Source organism: Ornithinimicrobium sp. INDO-MA30-4 (genome assembly GCF_021535045.1).
Classification (GTDB): Bacteria; Actinomycetota; Actinomycetes; order Actinomycetales; family Dermatophilaceae; genus Ornithinicoccus.
In genome coordinates, this window is record NZ_CP091056.1 from 2028459 (window position 1) to 2045261 (window position 16803).

Consider the following 16803-nt stretch of genomic DNA (forward strand, 5'->3'; position numbering starts at 1 on the left):
TAGTTGCTGATCAGCCAACCGGCACGGCGGCAGCATCCAGAGCCTGCGCTGCTGCCTCAATGAACTGGGGCAGACGTGGCCCCCAGCGCGAAGCGATGTCAGCGTTGACCGTGATGATGTTGCCCTCTTGCACGGCAGTGATCTCGTCCCAGCCCGGACGTGCGGCGACGTCTTCGGCGGTGTAGCCAACCTGATCGGTGATCACGATGACCTGCGGGTCCGCTTCGATGATGAACTCTTCGGTGAGCTGGGGGAAGCCAGACTCATCGGTGTCAGCCTCATCGGCGATGTTGGTGGCGCCCAAGTCGGCGTACACCGAGCCAACGAAGCCGAACGAGCTAGCGGAGAAGAAGGTGTCATCCAGCTCGTGATAAACACGCGGCGAAGCTTCGGCGGGAGCTTCGGCAAGGGCGGTGTCAACATCTTCGCGCAGGCCAGAGATGACCTCTGCCGTCTCATCAACGTGGTCGGTGGCCACACCGAGGTCGGCCATTTGCGCATAGCCACCCTCGATGTCGGCAGGTGCGCCGTAAACCAGGACGGGGATGTCGAGCTCGCCCAAGCTGGCCACCAGGTCGTTGGAGTCGCCAGAGGCGACAACCAGGTCAGGCTCGTAGGCGACGATGGCTTCGATGTTGGGGTCGAAGCCCGACAAATCGGTGACCGGGGCTTCTTCGGGCGTCGTTGAGAAGGAGTCGACAGCGACAACCTGGTCACCAGCGCCGATGGCGAAAAGCACCTCGGTCGCGCTGGGCGAGATCGAGACGATGCTCTCCGGCTTGGCTTCAAGGACGGTTTCGCCAGCGTCGGACTCGATAGTGACGGGGTATTCGCCACTCATCGCCTCACCAGTTTCTTCGGCGGCGTCGCCTTCAGCAACCTCTTCGCCCTCGGAGCGGTCGATGGTGTCTTGCTCTTCGATGCTTGCGCAGGCCGAAAGGCCAACAATGAGCGCCAGCGGGCGGCCCATGTGCGTAGTTTCACGTTAGATCTCCTAGTCGTCGAGGTGGATTTGCTCGAACGACGGGATCCTGGTGTCGATCGAACCAGCCCTTGTCCTCGAGGGTTCGCGGTTCAGATCACGCTGAAGTTCGACCGGACTGATCCATCCTGGGATGGCTTTACCGTTGCGGGACAGTGCCGGACTCTCACCGGACTTCGACTTTCACCGTGCGCGGTCAGCCTACCTGGTCCAAGGCATATGCCAACCGACTCAGTCCTTCGGAATTGGGCACCGCGACCCGGAATACGCCTGGCATCCCGAAGCTGGTGCAATCCCGGACCACAATTCCGTATGGCGCCAGTTCGGTCCGCAAGTCCGTGCCGCTGACCAATACCCACGGGGCATCGCCGGCCCGGACAGTCAGCCCATGATCCACGAACAGCCGCCTCAACTCGCCGCGGAGAATGGCGATCTGCATCGCCAAACCAGGCAAATCAGCATGTTCCAACAGATCCGGCAACACCGCGAGCGCCAACGTGCTGACCGACCAATGCGGCTGGTGCTGACGCAGTCTGGCCGGGTCAAATCCCTCCGGCGCGATGACATACCCCAGGCGCAGGCCGGGGCAGGCGAACGTCTTGGTCAGCGAGCCCACCGTCATCTCAGGCCGACCAGCGCTCCACGCCCCGGTGGCCAGCGCAAAGAATGCTTCGTCCCAGACATCTGCGCGGTTTCTGGGACCAGCTAAAACGCCGGTCGGGCTGTGAGGGTTGCTCCTCCAGATCGGTCCGCGCACGCCTGGGCGACGCGGGTGTAGCCCAAACTCGGGCTCACGGGCCACGGTGCCGCCAATCTCGGTCGCGACGATGTGGATAGCCTCGCTGCCGCCATTGGTCAGGATCAGCCGCTCAGCGTCCACCCCGATGACCTCCGCCAACATGCGCTCCGCCCGCCGCGCATCTGGATAATGCCCGATGGCGTCGAGGTGACGACTCACCAGTTCATCGAATTGCGGGGGAAACGGGTTGAGGTTTTGGGACAGGTCCAGCACAGACTGAGGATCAAGCCCCAGCGCAGCCGCGATGGCTGGGCCATCTCCGCCGTGAGCACCTGGGGGTGGCAGGTTTATTGAGGTCACTTGACTATCGAACCACCCCTCAGTGGCTATCGCTGACGCAAAATTCGTTGCGCTCGGGGTCCAGCAGCGTCGTCCAGGTGATGCCCCACTCGTCGTGGGTGGAGTGCACGCTGGCGCCCAACTCAACCAATCGCGCAACCTCGGCCTCACGGTCGTCGGCGGAGAGGTCCAGGTGCAGGCGATTCTTAACGGCCTTGCCCTCAGGGACCTGTATGAAAATCATGGCTGGCTCGCCCTTGGGCCCGATCACGGCAACGAACTCACCCGCCTTAGGCTCAGCAGCGAACTCGTAACTCAAAGCCCTTGCCCAAAAGTTGCCGCTGGCTGCGCGTGGGCCGCGTCGACCGTGATGGCGCCAAGAGAGAGACTAATACCTCCATCGTGGCCAGAATGTGTGCGCTTGTCGAGGTCTGTCAATCACTCTTCCGGATCGCCGTGATGATAGATGGAATTGCCCCCAGGCCGTTGACCACCACATACGAGGTCACAGCCCCCACAGCGGGCAAGACTGCCAACTCAGCCGACAGGCCAAAGAGCATCGTCGTCAGCACCAAGATCATCAGCGGCAGCGGGACGACCGCGACACTAACAGCGGCCGCGATCGTCGGAACAGCGACAACCAGGGGGATTGAGGGGATGAGCGAATTCACCGCGATGCCAGTGATAGCACCCATAAAGAGCAACGGAAAGACCGGGCCGCCAAAAAACCCCACTTCATCGACAGCGCAAAGACCAGGGTTTTCGCCATAAGGACAACCGCCAAGTAGCCCAGACCAACGGTGGCCGTTTGAGCCAGGATCGGCTCCAGTTGGCCCCGACCGCTGAACATGGTGACGGGCAGGGCAAATCCACCGCTGCAATCACGCACCCGGCAACTGTGGACCGCACCACTGAATTCTTGAATTTTTCGCGCACTACGCCGGCTAATTGCAAGCTGAGGACCGCGATAATTCCCATGAACGCGCCTAAAACACCAAGGCCAATAGCGATGGGGATCCACGTAACTTCCAGACTTGCTTCCGCTAAGTCATAGACATTGAGGAACGGGGAGCCCGCGAAGGAAACAGCACTGTCAGAGCGACTGTCGCGGCGACCAGGCCAGGAATCAGGCGCTTATGGCTAAAGGCCCAACGCTCGTGATGCGCTTCTAGAGCCATGATCGGGCCCGCGTAGGGTGGTCGCCAAACCACCAAATACGGATGAGATTCCGGCAAACGTCAGATCCTTTGTCATCTCCTGATCGCCGCCGACTTTTTCCGATACCCCAGTGCCGATGCCTGCACCGAGCGTGCCTAGCGGAGCCTCCGGACCGGCGGAGCCACCCCCGATCATGCTGACCATTCCGATGGCTGCGAACCGAGCAGCGTGCTGGGGCCGCACTTCTCCTTCGATCATTTCGTCGACGAAGTTCGGGTCCACACCCTCCAGTTGCCAGATCTTGCGCAACCAGCCGACCAGGAACGAGGCGACCACCACGATCGCCACGGCTGTGAGCGACCCGCTGAACCAGCCGAGTGGGGTTTGCTCTTCACCCCAAATGAAGGTGTGCATCAAACTTTCGACGCCGAGAAACACCAACACCCCAATGGCAGAGAACGCTCCCACCAGCGCGGAAAGCAGGACGAGACGGCCAAAGCCTGCATCACGGGCAAAAGTGGTTGTGGTCATAGCCGAAATCTAGTCTCAGCGGATGTATCAGCCAAAGGCATGACAAGTCCTGACTTGCACAACAAGCCCGGGCGCAACCAGCGCCGATGACAAAGGAGTGCATCATGCCCGTACGCCCGAACTACTACAAGCACAACAACAAGAAGTACTTCCGCAACGCAGCGGAGAACGTCCTCCTCGGAAGCTTCGGGGAAAAGAAGTCGCCAGTCGGTGGACGCAACTACCTTTCAGTCGAGGGCCAGGTGCCGAGCCACATTCTGGACAACTACGCACGGAAGGTGACGACCGTTAAGGAGAACTGGCAGGCGGCAACGCAAGTAGACCTTGGCTCGTCGTCCGTGGCTGGTTTCGATGTGGCCGGCTCCAGCCTGAGCGCATCGCGGCAAACGTCATTCTCGCTGAGCGACCTGCGCTCCGCCGATGTTGAGTTGGTGAAGTTTGTGCTCGACGAAGGCGACGTCAAGCGCGTTCTCAACCAGAACTACACGCGGGCTCGCACTGCCATGAGCAACGAAGGCAACGACGCCCGCATCGCAACATCTGTCTGGATTGCGATGAGCGCGACGCTGGCGCGGGACTTCAGTGTTGGCGCTGAATTGGAGATGTCGGCCAGCGCGGATGGCATCAAGATCACGTCCTACGTCGAGGCTGACGGAAAGGCAAGGAAGCCTCATGATCGCCCGCCGGGTGAAGAACGTCATCACCCTGAGCCAGGGGACGACTTTCGCCTACGGCATGCACAAGGTCAAGACCTGGGAGCAGTCACGCCGTCGTGGTCGGGTTATGGACCTTGAAGACGACTACCAGGGCATGGGCTGAATTACCTACTGCAGCACTTAGTCTGGCGGGTGGAGCCGGCCCTGTTGGGCTCCACCCGCCAGACTTTCCCGTGAGGAGACGCTGCAGATGACCCAGCCCGACCTCCACTGTGGAGCCAGGCCCTGATGGCAGCGTCGGTGCACGAAGACCGCAAGACCCGTCGGGGGGCGGATCGCCGGGCCCAGTCCTGGGCGCGCTTGCTCAAGGAATGACCCACGGTGAAGTCGCTCGCGGCTCCCTCACCAGCATCAAAGCGTTGCCTGGGTGGGTCACCTTGGACATTGAACGGCCCAAGACTGAGCTCTGGACTACAACGCAGCAAACCGGCAAGACCATCGCTGGTGGCCCATTGGAAGCCGACGAAATCGAACGGGCACTGGCCTTGGGCATCAGGCCCAATCGTGCTGAGGTCTTTGCCTCATACCTCACCGGCACAGGCCTTCGAGAACTCTACGAACTACTCGATCAAGGCTCCTACCGGGTGCATCGGCCCGAAGAAGCAGCACTTCTCGTCATTGCTTGGTTATTGCGCGAGAAGGATCGCACCAATGCCTTGGACATCCTGGAGCAGATCACCCCGTATGCGGCTCGCCTTCGGTTTATGCCTCGCGTCGCCAGCGCGCTATTTGCCACCAGGGGTTGTGGCCCGGCACACAACGGGCGACATCATCGCGTTTCTTGACGGCATCGGCACCAGCGAGCGCATCGAAACCCAACGCGAAGCCCTGTGCGTCTGGCTGCCGCTGAGAGACGAGTTCCTGGCCCTGTGGCTCAGCCTGCGGACCGCCACCGGCGATGACCTCACCAGTAGCGAAGCCACCAGCAAGACCCTGTCATGGAGCGCCGAGCAGGTTGAAGAAGCACACCGTGTCCTGCGCCGGTATGACGCTGCGTTGCGTCAGCACCCACGGTGCAACAAGCCGCATCACGAGGGCAGCAACCTGCGTCTCTTGGTTGATGCCACCCGCAAACGCCTACTGAATCAACTCGATCCCAGCAGTTTCGGCTGGGCCCGGTGGCAGCGCGTGACCTGATCAAGAAGTCAGGGCGTCCTGGCGATAAGGCCCACACCACGCTGCGCCTCCAGCAAGCCCGAGTTGCTGCCATGCCCTCGCCGCCCTACTCGCCGCTGTTGCACAACATCGCCTATCGCAGCATCGGGCCGATGAAGGCTTGCTCCATCCTGAGCAGCTCACACATCCGGTCAGTGAGGCCGAGGCCGAGCAACTCCACCTCTCCGCTGGAAGTCCGCTCAGTAGCAAGATCACCCGTCTGATCCACCGTGCTCAAGCTGGTTCAATAGCCGATCTGGTCGCTCAGGGCGTGGTGTCGTCGCCGTGGCTTCGCGAGAAAAGGCTGACCGCCAGGATGACGCCTTGGGCCTGGCTCGACGAGTGAGCGCGCTGGCGATCGATTCGTTCCCGGGCAGCCCGTTGCCAAACCTCATCGTGCACGATCTGTCCGCGCTCTTTCAGGCTGGCGGTTGGCGACTGCCCCTGGTCGAAGAGCCCTCCCCGCATGACTTCGAGGAAGTTTCGGTGAGCGCTTCGTGGCCGCTGCTCAAAGCGCGGAGACCTTGCTGAACGGGACGCTGTACGAACGATACTTCGACCTCGACTACGCGGCCGTTTGCTTACTCCGTGGGAGACCCCGAGAGCCACCTTGCTCGGGCGAAAGCCGGCGACCGCAGGAGCGATTTTCGGCCAACTTTGCCTGAGTCGCGCCGGGCTGAAATCGGTCGACTCGGTCCATGACAGTCGGCGCGTCATCGAAGTCAGCCAGCAGTTCACCACGCACAATCTCGCCATCCTGCTCGACGCTGGCGTGCACCCGCAGACCCCCTGGTTTGAACTGGCGCTATCTGCCGGGCAGACCACGGCTGAACTGCTGCTTCGCGTCCCAAGATCGCCCAATCCGCAAACCACACTGCGCAATGCCGGGTATGCGTGGCGCCAGGCGCTGTTCTTCCTCAAGTGCGCCGGGGAAGAGCGAGCGCCTGAGTTCATGACGCGCCTCAAGCCAGCGAAAGTGCGTCAGATTGGCCGCTCAGCGAGGTGCTCGATGGACTTAATTTTGTCGTGCACAGAGGGCGATTTGCGCCAACCGACAGTGCGGCTTCTTTCCGCAGGTTGGAGGGCTGGAGCAGCCATCCACATGGGGCCATCGGGTCCGCCTCACCCCCGCATACGTGATGCAAGCCAGGCCATTTACGCCACAACCGAGTTTCTTTAATCGCCGAAGCTATGGATAGGCTCCCCTTACCTACTAAAGGATGGAGCCATTCATGGCCTTGCAGAACCGTGGACGCGCATCGATGGCTACCGCCGCCGTCGCCTCACTGATGTTCCTCGCCGCTTGCGGCTCTGACGACTCGAGCGACTCTGGGGAAGCCGCCGACAGCAGCGCCGATGCAGGCGCCGCAACCGTCACGATTACCGACTCGCAGGGACGCGATGTCGAGATCCCCACCAACCCCGAAGTTGTTGTCGCTACGGACTGGACAGCAATCCGCACGCTGAACGACTTGGGCGTTGAGGTCGATGCCACACCAGCCTCCATTGCTGGGCTGCCGGATGACCTCGCCGTTTACGAGGATGGCAATATCCCAACCGTCGGCGATGTCTTCGAGCCTGACTACGAGGCAATCGCCGCGATGGAGCCCGACCTCGTTGTCGTCGGCTCGCGCAGTGGCACCCCCGAGGTCGTCGCCGAGTTTGAGCGCTTCGCTCCGGCCGTGATCGACATGTCGGTTCGCACCGAGGACCCGGCTGAGTTTGTGCCCGACACCCGTGAGCGTGTTGAGCAGTTTGGTGAGATCTTTGGCCTTAAGGCCGAAGCCGACGAACTGATGACCGGCGTTGAAGACCAGATTGAGGCGCTCAACGCCGAGATCACCGAGAGCGGCGACAACGCCATGTTCGTCCAGGTTTCCGACGGCTCCGTTGGCGCCTACGGCCCCGGCTCACGCTTCGGCCTGGTCTACTCGGTCTTCGGCTACGAGCCGACCGATGCACCCGTCGATGACGAGGGCAGCCACGGTCAGGAGATCAGCCAGGAGTTCTTCGTTGAGTACAACCCCGATGCCCTCCTGGTGCTTGACCGTGCCAAGACCGTCGGTGAAGACCAGACTCCCGCGCTCGACATCTTGACCGACGGCCTGGCCGACAGCACCAACGCCGCGCAGGACGACCGCATGGTTGAGGTGGACGGCTTCTCTTGGTACCTCGCCGCCAACGCACCAAGCTCGCTGCAGGCGATGATCGACGACGTCGTCGCCAGTCAGGGCTAAGCATCTATGACGTTGACTCGCGCGCCTGAGCAGTCCGCGCAACCACGAGCAGGTTCCAGTTTCTACCGCTGGGGCCTGCTCTTGGCCGTCCTTGCCCTTGGCCTGGGCGCGTATCTCTCGCTCGGGGTCGGCGTCGTGCACATCCCGCTGTCAGCCATGTTTTCCCCTGATGAAGATCAGTGGGAGATCATCTCTCGCTCTCGACTGCCGCGGACGGCAGCGATCTTGCTGGCTGGCTCGTCGATGGCGGTCGCTGGCTTGATCATGCAGCGCATCACGCAGAACCGCTTCGTTTCACCGTCGACTTCAGGCACCACCGAGGCTGCGATCTTTGGCATCTTGCTGGCCACCTTGTTTGTCCCCGGGCCCTCGCTGACCACCAAAATGATGATCGCCATCGTCACATCGATCATCGGCTCCGTTATCTTTTTGCAGATCCTGCAGCAGATGCGGCACCGCGACCCACTCGTGGTGGCCCTGCTCGGCATCATGTACGGCAGCGTGATCAGCGCCATCACCGTCGCGGTCGGCTATCGGCTGGACCTGGTGCAGCTGCTCGATATCTGGACGACGGGCTCGTTCGCCTCCATAATGTCCGGCCAATACGAGCCGCTGTATATCGTGCTGTTTGCCCTGATCGCGGGCTTCTTTTTGCCGATCGCTTCACCGTGGTGGGGATGGGCCGCGATGTGTCAACCAGCCTTGGCGTCAACTACACGTTCGTGCTTTACACCGGGCTGATCGTCATCTCGATCATGTCTGCCTCGGTCGTGGTTGTCGTTGGAGCGATCCCCTTCTTAGGCCTCATCGTGCCCAACGTGGTCGCGCTGATGATGGGGGACCACGTCCGTCGCGTGCTGCCGGTCACCGCAGTGGCCGGAGCAGGGTTTGTCCTGATTTGTGACATCATCGGCCGCTGGATCATCGCGCCTTATGAGATCCCAGTGGCAACGATTGCTGGCGTCGTTGGCGCTGGCTTCTTTGTCTGGCTCATCGTTCGACACGGCAAGGGGCTTCGGCATGACCGCCGTTCAAGACCACGCCACCACTGGCCACACCATCTCGGCCAACGGGGCATCTCCGGCAGAGAAGGCTAAAGACCGTCGCGTCCTGGCCATCCTCATTGGGCTCGCCGTGCTCGGATTGCTGGCCATCACCGCATACCTCACGTATGGCGTGCAGGGCAGTTGGTCGTATGCGCTCAGCCTGCGCTCGCGCCAGGTCGGGTCACTGATCGTGGTGGGCATCGCCATTGGGGCCTCCAGCCTGGTGTTTCAAACCATCGCCGGCAGCCGCATCCTGACCCCTGGCGTGATGGGTTTTGATGCGGTTTATGTGCTGATCCAGACGATGATCGTTAGCCTCTTTGGGGCGAGCACGTTGCAGTTGTTGGGCGTGATGGAGCGGTTTGCGCTCAACACGTTTGCGCTGATGATCTTTGGTTTGCTGCTGTTTCGTTTTTCTTTCGCTCCAACAGCCGCAACCTCTTTGTGGTGGTGCTGGTCGGCATCGTGCTCGGCTCGCTTTTTGCCTCTCTCAGCACACTGACCTCTCGACTCCTCAGCCCCGATGACTTCTTGACATTGCAGACGGTGCTCTTCGCCAGCTTCACGACGGTTGACCCGGTGCTACTGGGGTGACCGGGGCGGCCACTGCGTTTGGGCTGCTGGCGCTGTGGCCGCAACTGCGCAAACTGGATGTTGTCGATTTGGGCCACGACGGCTGTGTTGCTCTCGGTGTCGACTACCACCGCACGGTTCGCACCACGTTGGTCATCGTGACGCTGCTGGTGGCAGCCTCGACGGCTCTCGTCGGGCCGATGATCTTCCTGGGACTCATCGTGGCCAACCTGGCCCGGCAAGCACTCCCGACGCACCGGCATACCTCGTTGGTTGTGGCCAGCGCACTCATCGGCCTGCTCTTCACGGTCGGTGGCCAATTCCTCGTCACGCACGTCTTTGACCTGCAAACCCCGATCAGCGTGGTCATCAACCTCGTTGGCGGACTCTATTTCATTGTTCTTCTCTTGAGGACTGATCGACTGTGATTTTCCTACATGCCGTCTCGCACGCCTATGGGGCCACGACGGTCCTCGATGGGGTCGATCTGAGCATCCCGCGGGGCAAATTAACTGCCCTGGTGGGGCCAAATGGCGCTGGCAAGTCGACGTTGCTGTCGGCAATGGCGCGGCTGCTCAAGCCGGACACCGGTCAGGTGATGGTCGGCGACCTCGACGTGCTGAGCGCTAAGCCCGCTCAGATGGCCAAAAATGGGGGTGCTCAAGCAACTCAACCAGCTCAGCGCCCGGCTGACGGTGATCGACCTGGTGCGCTTTGGCCGATTCCCGCACTGTCAGGGGCACCTACAGGCCGAAGATCACCGCATCGTCGAGCAGGCGATGGACTATGTCGACCTGCAGGAATTCCGCGATCGCTTCTTGGATCAGCTCTCCGGCGGGCAGCGTCAGCGTGCGCTGATTGCGATGGTGTTGGCGCAAGACACCGAATACATCCTGCTCGATGAGCCGCTCAACAACCTCGACATGCGGCACGGGGTAGCCATGATGCAGTTGTTGCGCCAGGCCGCCGATGACCTGGGCCGCACCATCGTCGTCGTGCTGCACGACATCAACTTTGCTTCCGCGTGGACCGACTATTTGGTAGGTATGCGGGATGGCAGCGTTGTCGCTCAAGGCACGCCCGAGCAGATCGTCCAGCGTGAACCGCTGCGCGAGATTTTCGGCCTCGACATGCAGGTCGTCGATGTGGCCGGTCGCAAGATTGGCATGTATTGGCACCCAGAGTTGATCGGCGCTGAGAGGCCAACGCAGGCTGCTGCGGTCTAGCCGCCCCGCCCCTGCCCACGGCCCCCTCACAAAAACGCGAATCGCATGTTTGCGCTCTGGTCGCATGTTCTAACGCGCGCTCAGAGCAACAAAGCGCGAATCGCACTTGTGTCTTTGGCGACACGTCGCGTCCGGGAAGACCTCGGCCAGCGCCTCGGGTGAAACGTAACTTAGAGATATGAGCCACGCGAGCCACTCCACCATCGAACGCCACTGCGACGTCGCCATCATTGGCGGCTCGGCTGCCGGACTTGCCGCAGCCCTCCAGCTCGGCCGTCTGCGCAGGTCGGTCATCGTCATCGATAGTGGCGAGCCGCGCAACGAACCGGCCGAGCACCTGCGCAGCTTCCTTGGCTACGAGGGCAAGGCCCCCGGCGACTTGCTGGCCGTCGGGCGCGATGAAGTGCGCAGTTATGGCGGCGAGATCCTGACCGGCCACGTTGAGACCGTCACCAAGGGTGATGACGGCAAGTTTGTTGTGCACCTCTCCGGGGGCAACTCCGTCGTAGCCCGCCGAGTGATCGCTGCCACCGGTCTGGCCGACCACCTCCCCGACATACCGGGTATGCGGGAGCAGGGGGCGCGGCGTCATTCACTGCCCGTTCTGTCACGGCTATGAGGCTCGCGACCAGGACATTGTTGTGCTCATCACTAGCCCGATGGTTCTGAACGCAGCCAGCCTATTCACTGCGCTGACCAACAAGTTGACCTTGGTGCTGCATGCCGAAGTTAGCGCGGATGAGCCCGGTTTAGATCGGCTTCGGGCAGCCGGTGTCAGCGTGATTGACGCCAAAATGACCTCGGTGAACAGCGATGTTAGCGATGCCGTGACCTCGGTCGATCTCGACAATGGGCAGCAGCTGCCGGCCCAGACCGTCGTCATTGGACCGACGGTCTCAGCGAACGTCGCGCCGTTTGTCGACCTCGGGTTGGAAGCGAGCGAGCACCCATGCGGCCTGGGCACCTTCATCCCGGTGGAGATGACCGGCGAAACGCCAATCCCGGGCTCTTTGCCGCTGGCAGCCTGACGAACCCAGGCTTCCAGGTGCTGCCCTCAGCCGCGCATGGCAGCCAGGTCGGTGCCTACGTCAGTTTCACCTTGGTCGATGAGGACATTGAGCAGGCGTCCAACGTCTCAGGCAATGCGTCCGATTGGGACAACCGCTACAGCAGCCAAGAGCGGGTTTGGAGTGGCAACCCCAACGGCAGCGTTGTCGCCGAAACTCAAGGCCTCGCTCCAGGCACGGCACTCGAGATCGGCGCCGGCGAAGGTGCTGACTCCATCTGGCTGGCCGAGCGCGGCTGGAGCGTCACGACCAACGACATCTCGCAGGTGAGCTTGATCGAGCCATGGCCGAGGCCAACCGTCGAGGGTTGACCCTGATCCCTTTGCGAGCCGACATCAACGACGCCGACCCCATCGACGGTCGAACCTTTGACCTGGTCAGCCTGGCCTACGCCTCGTTCCCGAAAACGCCGGACGGCCGGGGTCTGACCAACGTGTTGAGCGCGGTGAAGGTCGGCGGCACCGTGCTGCTAGTAGGGCACGATCTGACCCCGATGATGGATGCTGCCCCGGGTGAGGCTCGTCCCTTTGACCATCGCGCCTACGTTCAGCCGGCCGACGTGGCTGAGATCTTGGCAACCTCAGACGACTGGGAAGTGCTGGTCAACGAGTTGCGCCCCGGCCGAGCGGCCACATTCACACCGGCAAGCACCATCACGTCGACGACGTCATCGTCCGCGCTCGTCGCCTTCGCTGATGAGGCGTTCCCTGCGCGTGAGCCTGTTTTCCAGAGCTCACGGGCCGGATTTTGCCTCATCGAGACGGGCTGGCGGGTCTAAACCTCGCCGGTCTCGGCCTGCTTGCGGCGAATCAGCGTGGCAGCGTCCACCAACGAAAGCCCTGGCACGTTCTCCCGCAGCAGCCGGATGGCCTCAACGTCGCGCCTCTTGGTGAACATCTCTGGGCCCATCTCGTTAGCGATGAACTCGCGGGCATCATCAATGCGCTCGACATTGCTGCGGGTGTCAAATAAAGAAGCCGTCGAACATTGCTCTCCTCTGTGGCGCCAGGCTGTACCTACGCCATCGACGCTACTCCGCTGAGGAGCGGCCAGGCAGCAATGAGGTGCCCAAACCTTCTCGGCCCCTCATTAGTGTTGCGCTAGCTCGGTGGTTGCCGCGGGCCGGGTAACCATCCGACTGGGCGAACTGCAGACCAGCGATGACCTCATCGAGCGGCGGGCGGCCGAACGGCATGGTTGCGACGGCGCTCCAGAACAGCGAACCGTCGCTGTCTAGGATGAACATGCCAGGCTCGGAGAACACCTCGGGCTCGCCGTCCTTGATCGAGTGCGAGATAAACAGCCCCCATTCGCGAGCGTCAGCCTCGGTCAGACCATGGGCCACCGAGAGCTTGTCGAGCTTCCACTCTTCGCTGACCGACGCGCTTCGGGCTTCGTCTTCCATGCTGATAGCGACGACCCGGCCAACGCCAGCCTCAGCCAAGTCATCGAGGCGACGGTTGATCTCGCCAAGCTGCTTGCGGCATACCGGGCAGTGCAGTCCGCGGTAGAACACGACCATCGTGAAGCGGCCATCGGCACCGGTCCCGAGGTTCAGGTCGGTGGTGCTACCGCCGCCGTTGAGGGGCAGGTCGAGTGCGGGCACTTGCTGCGTGGGGACCAATGTCATGTCGGGCCAACGGGTTCAGACATTCCCGCTCGCAACTATTCACACTCAACGTTCAGGATCACCAATCCCAATCCGCTCCAAAGCGTCATAGATCAACGCCCAGAATCTATCCTTCTCGATACTGAGGGCAGCAGAGGTGAGGCAGTCCGCCGGTGCGGGTGTGCGCAGGTCAGCCACGGTCATACCCAAGGTATGCGTGCCGCTGGTTTCGATCTGAATCGGCATCGGCGTCGCGGGCACGACGCTGGGGTCGATGACATGGGCCACCGCACAGGGTCATGCACGGGAGGAGTCGAAACCCTGCGCATCGCGATAAGTCTGGCCAAAGAACACCAGCAGTTCGCCGACAAAGCGGGCCGGGGCCGTGTCGATCTCTGCGATCGCCCGCGCCACATCAGGGGTCGCAGGTGCCTGGTGGGTGGCATCAAGGCCGACCATCACCACTGGCCAGCCAGCGGTGAAGACAATGTGCGCCGCCTCGGGGTCGATCACGATGTTGAACTCGGCGACTGGGCTCCAGTTGCCCTCGTGCACGCCGCCACCCATCAGGACAACTTTCTTGACTCGCTCAATAATGCGGGGTTCTTTGCGGGCTGCGAGCGCGATGTTGGTCAGCCCACCGGTCGGCACCAACGTCACCGTGCCGCTCTCATGCGCCATCAGCGTGTCGATGATCAGGTCAACTGCGTGCCGGGCATCCAGCGCGATCACCGGTTCAGGCAGGTCAGGGCCATCGAGGCCGGTTTCGCCGTGGATGCTGGGCGCAATCTCGACCTCCCGCACCAGCGGCCGATCAGCACCCGCAGCAAACGGCACATCGGTGATACCGGCCACCCGCGCGATCGAGAGGGCATTGCGGGTGACCTTGGCAAGCGTTTGATTTCCCACGACCGTCGTCACCGCCAGCAATTCGATCTGCGGGCTGCCATGAGCTAGCAAAATCGCGACGGCATCATCATGGCCAGGGTCGCAATCCAGGATGATCTTTTCGCGGGCGCGGTCACTCACTGGGCACCACCGTTAGCGCTGGCCCACCGAACTCGGCTGCTGAGGAAAACTCCTCAAACGAGGTCGCTTCAAAGGCTGCATCCGCGATTGGGCGCCCATCCGCAGTCCACACCCATAGCCCGTCTAGCTCGACCGCCTCAGGCGGTGGGCCCGCGTCGAGATAGGTGGCAGCGGCGTCGAAGTCATAGCCGCACGCACGTTGGGCGGCCCGCTCCGATTCACCAACACAGAGCTGCTGCCATTGGCCAAAAGACCCGACGCCCGTGTTCATCGTCAAGATCACCATGTAACCGAATTCTCCATCCAGGATGTTGGCGCCGCTCACGAGCGACCCTTCCGGCAGTGCGGGCCAGACGTCCTCGCCCCCGCTGAAGTTGGCGTCATACTCGCGCAGACCTTGGCGAAGTTCCTCGCCTTCAACCGCATCCGTCTCAGCCGCGCAGCCTGCCAGTAACACGCTCGCCACGACAGCCGAAAACCCCCGGCAGACAGTCGACTTCGCGTGGCTCATGCAGCGACGCTACCCAGCCACTCCCGAAGGGTCAATGAGTCGCGCGCCGGTTCGTTCGCCCTGAAACGAGAGTCGAATGCCCCTAAGATCGAGGTATGCAGCCAGTGCCGTGGGTCATTCTTGTCACCGGCCCGCCCGGCTCCGGCAAGTCCAGTGTGGGGGCGGCGCTGGCCAGGCACCTGGGCGCCGCGCTTCTCGATCAAGACTCAATGACGAACCCCTCGTCGACGTCGTCGCGCGATCAATTGGCGCGACGTCTTATGACGATCCGGCGCTCTCGGCGCTAGTTCGCGAGGCACGCTACGAATGCGTCTTCTCAGCCGCCTTGGACTGCGTCCGGTCGGGGACCAACTCGGTGCTGATTGCCCCTTCACACAAGAGCGTCGCCACCTCGACACCTGGCAACAACTGGCCACCCGAATCAGTCAAGCCGGGGGGAAACCTGCCATGGCCTGGATCCGCATTGACGCGGATGAGTTGTCCCGCAGGCTCTCACGGCGGGGGGCGACAAGAGACGCTAACAAACTCGAAAATCTCCAGAACTACTTGGCAGGTCTCGATTTGGCGCCGCCGGTCGGGCCATTCGTCGAAGTCGACGCCCACAGCACGATAAAACAGCAGGTCAAAGACCTTGCACAGGAGTTAATCCAACTGCACTGAGCGCAGAAACGCTTCAAAATTCAGTTTGCATCAAGGGTTGACAACCTTGTCATTGCGCCTTCATAGTTGACTTATCGCTCAATGACAACGATGACATAGGAGGCTGACATGACGACAAATCGTCGCCGCGCGGTCCTTCGAGACGTCGCAGAGTTGGCTTCCGTGAGCATCAAGACCGCCTCGCGCGTGCTCAACGACGACCCAGCCGTCGCTGAGCCCACTCGAGCCGCTGTCGTCCGGGCGATGGAAGCCCTCGACTACCAGCCAGACCCGGCAGCACGGTCACTGCGAGCGGGCAAAGACCGGATGGTCGGCGTTGTCATCGATAGCGTCGGCGACGTCTTCTTTTCGCGAATGGTGGCCCGCATTGAGTCAGTGCTCAACGCCGCTGGATACCTCGCGCTGATTGCGTCCAGCAACCGCAACGAACAAGCCGAGCGCGATGTTGTTCAGGCCTTCGTGCAGCGCCGTTGCGCCGGCATCATCGTCGCGCCGATCACGCCGGCATCCCTGCATGGGTTAGGCCTGCGCGACACCCCCATCGTCTTTGTCGACCGAATCGGCGACCTGCCGCAGACTCCTCCGTCGTGTCCGACGACTACGGCTTCGGGTGGCGAGCCGCCGAACACTTGATCCGACACGGCCACCGACGCATTGCCCTGATCAGCGACACTCCGTCATTGGCAACGACCCGCCTGCGCCAGGATGGCTTCCGCGCAGCCATGACCGCCGGGAACTTACCTATCGACGAACGCCACATGCAAACAAACTGCGAAGAGCGCGGCGAGGTCTTGCGGGCGATCAACTACCTGTTGCACCTCGACCAACCACCGACCGCGCTGATCTCCACCAACACCCGACTTTCGCTCGGCGTTGTCCCCGCACTGCACCAATACCGGCGCACCGACGTCGGACTCATCTCGATCGGTGACTTCGACATGGCAGCCAGCCTGTCCCCGGGCGTCACCGTTATCGACCACTCGCCTGAGGCACTCGGCGAAGAGGCGTCCACCACGCTGCTGCGCCAATTGAGCCAGTCCGGCGCAGCGCCTCAGGAAACCCTTATCACGGTGCCAGCACAACTCATACCCAGAGGTTCAGGGAGGTCCTTATGGGCTCCTTGCAAGTCACGGACTCAACGAAGAGGACCCAGGAGAAAGTATGTCGACCACCACACAGCACTCCGTTGGAGCGCTCGCGCACACCCCACTGCGGGGTGACGTCT

General features: G+C 62.0%; 27 protein-coding genes, 3 pseudogenes and 1 riboswitch. Of the genes and pseudogenes, 19 read left to right on the forward strand and 11 right to left on the reverse strand.

All coding sequences use genetic code 11. The features are described 5' to 3' along the window. Positions 1–10 precede the first annotated feature (10 nt). The 6 genes from L0A91_RS12190 to L0A91_RS12215 form a co-directional block, all read right to left on the reverse strand. Positions 11–970, reverse strand: coding sequence for an ABC transporter substrate-binding protein (locus L0A91_RS12190; RefSeq protein ID WP_235244678.1), 960 nt, complete (start codon positions 968–970; stop codon positions 11–13). A gap of 70 nt (positions 971–1040) precedes the next feature. Beyond that, positions 1041–1184: riboswitch (adenosylcobalamin (AdoCbl) riboswitch) on the reverse strand. Further along, complete coding sequence (locus tag L0A91_RS12195) at positions 1179–2081, reverse strand: aminotransferase class I/II-fold pyridoxal phosphate-dependent enzyme (RefSeq protein WP_235244679.1); 903 nt, start codon at positions 2079–2081, stop codon at positions 1179–1181. It overlaps the preceding riboswitch by 6 nt. Before the next feature lie 19 nt (positions 2082–2100). Beyond that, a complete protein-coding gene (locus L0A91_RS12200; RefSeq protein WP_235244680.1) occupies positions 2101–2379 on the reverse strand; it encodes a VOC family protein in 279 nt (92 codons plus the stop codon). Positions 2380–2494: 115 nt separating this feature from the next. Beyond that, positions 2495–2764, reverse strand: coding sequence for a hypothetical protein (locus L0A91_RS12205; protein WP_235244681.1), 270 nt, complete (start codon positions 2762–2764; stop codon positions 2495–2497). Next, a complete protein-coding gene (locus L0A91_RS12210; protein WP_235244682.1) occupies positions 2728–2949 on the reverse strand; it encodes a hypothetical protein in 222 nt (73 codons plus the stop codon). The genes L0A91_RS12205 and L0A91_RS12210 overlap by 37 nt, the downstream gene beginning before the upstream one ends. 251 nt (positions 2950–3200) lie before the next feature. Continuing rightward, the gene (locus tag L0A91_RS12215) at positions 3201–3749 is read right to left on the reverse strand and encodes a hypothetical protein (RefSeq protein ID WP_235244683.1); all 549 of its coding nucleotides are present in this window, start codon (positions 3747–3749) and stop codon (positions 3201–3203) included. A 104-nt stretch (positions 3750–3853) separates the two neighbouring features. Here L0A91_RS12215 and L0A91_RS12220 point away from each other — a divergent pair, with 104 nt between their 5' ends. The 16 genes and pseudogenes from L0A91_RS12220 to L0A91_RS12290 all read left to right on the forward strand — a co-directional run bounded on the left by L0A91_RS12220 (position 3854) and on the right by L0A91_RS12290 (position 12547). Beyond that, a complete protein-coding gene (locus L0A91_RS12220) occupies positions 3854–4543 on the forward strand; it encodes a hypothetical protein (RefSeq protein ID WP_235244684.1) in 690 nt (229 codons plus the stop codon). A gap of 233 nt (positions 4544–4776) precedes the next feature. Beyond that, positions 4777–5250 carry a hypothetical protein gene (locus L0A91_RS12225; protein ID WP_235244685.1) on the forward strand — a complete coding sequence of 158 codons (474 nt, stop codon included), beginning with the start codon at positions 4777–4779 and terminating at the stop codon, positions 5248–5250. Beyond that, a complete protein-coding gene (locus tag L0A91_RS12230) occupies positions 5210–5602 on the forward strand; it encodes a hypothetical protein (RefSeq protein WP_235244686.1) in 393 nt (130 codons plus the stop codon). The genes L0A91_RS12225 and L0A91_RS12230 overlap by 41 nt, the downstream gene beginning before the upstream one ends. Beyond that, the gene (locus L0A91_RS12235) at positions 5584–5844 is read left to right on the forward strand and encodes a hypothetical protein (RefSeq protein ID WP_235244687.1); all 261 of its coding nucleotides are present in this window, start codon (positions 5584–5586) and stop codon (positions 5842–5844) included. Before L0A91_RS12230 ends, L0A91_RS12235 begins: the two co-directional genes overlap by 19 nt. 61 nt (positions 5845–5905) lie before the next feature. Then, positions 5906–6151 carry a hypothetical protein gene (locus tag L0A91_RS12240; protein WP_235244688.1) on the forward strand — a complete coding sequence of 82 codons (246 nt, stop codon included), beginning with the start codon at positions 5906–5908 and terminating at the stop codon, positions 6149–6151. A gap of 79 nt (positions 6152–6230) precedes the next feature. Continuing rightward, complete coding sequence (locus L0A91_RS12245; RefSeq protein ID WP_235244689.1) at positions 6231–6800, forward strand: hypothetical protein; 570 nt, start codon at positions 6231–6233, stop codon at positions 6798–6800. A gap of 52 nt (positions 6801–6852) precedes the next feature. Continuing rightward, positions 6853–7857 carry a siderophore ABC transporter substrate-binding protein gene (locus tag L0A91_RS12250; protein ID WP_235244690.1) on the forward strand — a complete coding sequence of 335 codons (1005 nt, stop codon included), beginning with the start codon at positions 6853–6855 and terminating at the stop codon, positions 7855–7857. 156 nt (positions 7858–8013) lie between these two features. Then, a pseudogene (locus L0A91_RS12255) lies at positions 8014–8954 on the forward strand (ABC transporter permease). Continuing rightward, positions 8878–9405 (forward strand): hypothetical protein, encoded by a 528-nt coding sequence (locus L0A91_RS12260; RefSeq protein WP_235244691.1) that lies wholly within the window; start codon positions 8878–8880, stop codon positions 9403–9405. Before L0A91_RS12255 ends, L0A91_RS12260 begins: the two are co-directional and overlap by 77 nt. Before the next feature lie 88 nt (positions 9406–9493). Beyond that, on the forward strand, positions 9494–9904 hold the full coding sequence (locus L0A91_RS12265) for an iron chelate uptake ABC transporter family permease subunit (RefSeq protein ID WP_235244692.1): 411 nt from the start codon (positions 9494–9496) through the stop codon (positions 9902–9904). Positions 9905–9996: 92 nt separating this feature from the next. Beyond that, positions 9997–10041 (forward strand): annotated as a pseudogene (locus tag L0A91_RS19130) (hypothetical protein); the annotation flags it as partial. Between the two features lie 85 nt (positions 10042–10126). Then, a complete protein-coding gene (locus L0A91_RS12270; protein ID WP_311197816.1) occupies positions 10127–10702 on the forward strand; it encodes an ATP-binding cassette domain-containing protein in 576 nt (191 codons plus the stop codon). Between the two features lie 178 nt (positions 10703–10880). Then, positions 10881–11321 (forward strand): FAD-dependent oxidoreductase, encoded by a 441-nt coding sequence (locus L0A91_RS12275; RefSeq protein ID WP_235244694.1) that lies wholly within the window; start codon positions 10881–10883, stop codon positions 11319–11321. Between the two features lie 22 nt (positions 11322–11343). Beyond that, positions 11344–11730 carry a hypothetical protein gene (locus tag L0A91_RS12280; RefSeq protein WP_235244695.1) on the forward strand — a complete coding sequence of 129 codons (387 nt, stop codon included), beginning with the start codon at positions 11344–11346 and terminating at the stop codon, positions 11728–11730. 17 nt (positions 11731–11747) lie between these two features. After that, entirely contained in the window at positions 11748–12080 is a 333-nt protein-coding gene (locus L0A91_RS12285) for a hypothetical protein (RefSeq protein ID WP_235244696.1), read from the forward strand. After that, positions 12053–12547 carry a hypothetical protein gene (locus L0A91_RS12290; protein ID WP_235244697.1) on the forward strand — a complete coding sequence of 165 codons (495 nt, stop codon included), beginning with the start codon at positions 12053–12055 and terminating at the stop codon, positions 12545–12547. The genes L0A91_RS12285 and L0A91_RS12290 overlap by 28 nt, the downstream gene beginning before the upstream one ends. On the opposite strand, the gene L0A91_RS17610 is transcribed toward L0A91_RS12290, so the two are convergent. The 4 genes and pseudogenes from L0A91_RS17610 to L0A91_RS12305 form a co-directional block, all read right to left on the reverse strand. After that, positions 12544–12678 carry a hypothetical protein gene (locus tag L0A91_RS17610; protein ID WP_260115212.1) on the reverse strand — a complete coding sequence of 45 codons (135 nt, stop codon included), beginning with the start codon at positions 12676–12678 and terminating at the stop codon, positions 12544–12546. The two genes, L0A91_RS12290 and L0A91_RS17610, sit on opposite strands and share 4 nt — an antisense overlap. A 121-nt stretch (positions 12679–12799) precedes the next feature. Further along, on the reverse strand, positions 12800–13399 hold the full coding sequence (locus tag L0A91_RS12295; protein ID WP_235244698.1) for a redoxin domain-containing protein: 600 nt from the start codon (positions 13397–13399) through the stop codon (positions 12800–12802). A 45-nt stretch (positions 13400–13444) separates the two neighbouring features. Then, positions 13445–14407: pseudogene (locus tag L0A91_RS12300) on the reverse strand (nucleoside hydrolase). Next, positions 14400–14918, reverse strand: coding sequence for a hypothetical protein (locus tag L0A91_RS12305; RefSeq protein WP_235244699.1), 519 nt, complete (start codon positions 14916–14918; stop codon positions 14400–14402). Before L0A91_RS12305 ends, L0A91_RS12300 begins: the two are co-directional and overlap by 8 nt. Positions 14919–15013: 95 nt before the next feature. Here L0A91_RS12305 and L0A91_RS12310 point away from each other — a divergent pair, with 95 nt between their 5' ends. After that, positions 15014–15205, forward strand: a complete 192-nt coding sequence (locus L0A91_RS12310; RefSeq protein WP_235244700.1) for an AAA family ATPase — start codon at positions 15014–15016, stop codon at positions 15203–15205. A gap of 13 nt (positions 15206–15218) precedes the next feature. Here the strand turns inward: L0A91_RS12310 and L0A91_RS17615 are convergent, their stop codons facing one another. After that, positions 15219–15347: a hypothetical protein gene (locus L0A91_RS17615; protein ID WP_260115213.1), complete on the reverse strand. Its 129-nt coding sequence runs from the start codon at positions 15345–15347 to the stop codon at positions 15219–15221. Between the two features lie 339 nt (positions 15348–15686). Between L0A91_RS17615 and L0A91_RS12315 the strand changes: the two genes are divergently transcribed. Continuing rightward, positions 15687–16211: a LacI family DNA-binding transcriptional regulator gene (locus tag L0A91_RS12315; protein WP_235244702.1), complete on the forward strand. Its 525-nt coding sequence runs from the start codon at positions 15687–15689 to the stop codon at positions 16209–16211. Then, on the forward strand, positions 16166–16798 hold the full coding sequence (locus L0A91_RS12320; RefSeq protein ID WP_235244703.1) for a substrate-binding domain-containing protein: 633 nt from the start codon (positions 16166–16168) through the stop codon (positions 16796–16798). The genes L0A91_RS12315 and L0A91_RS12320 overlap by 46 nt, the downstream gene beginning before the upstream one ends. Positions 16799–16803: the final 5 nt, after the last annotated feature.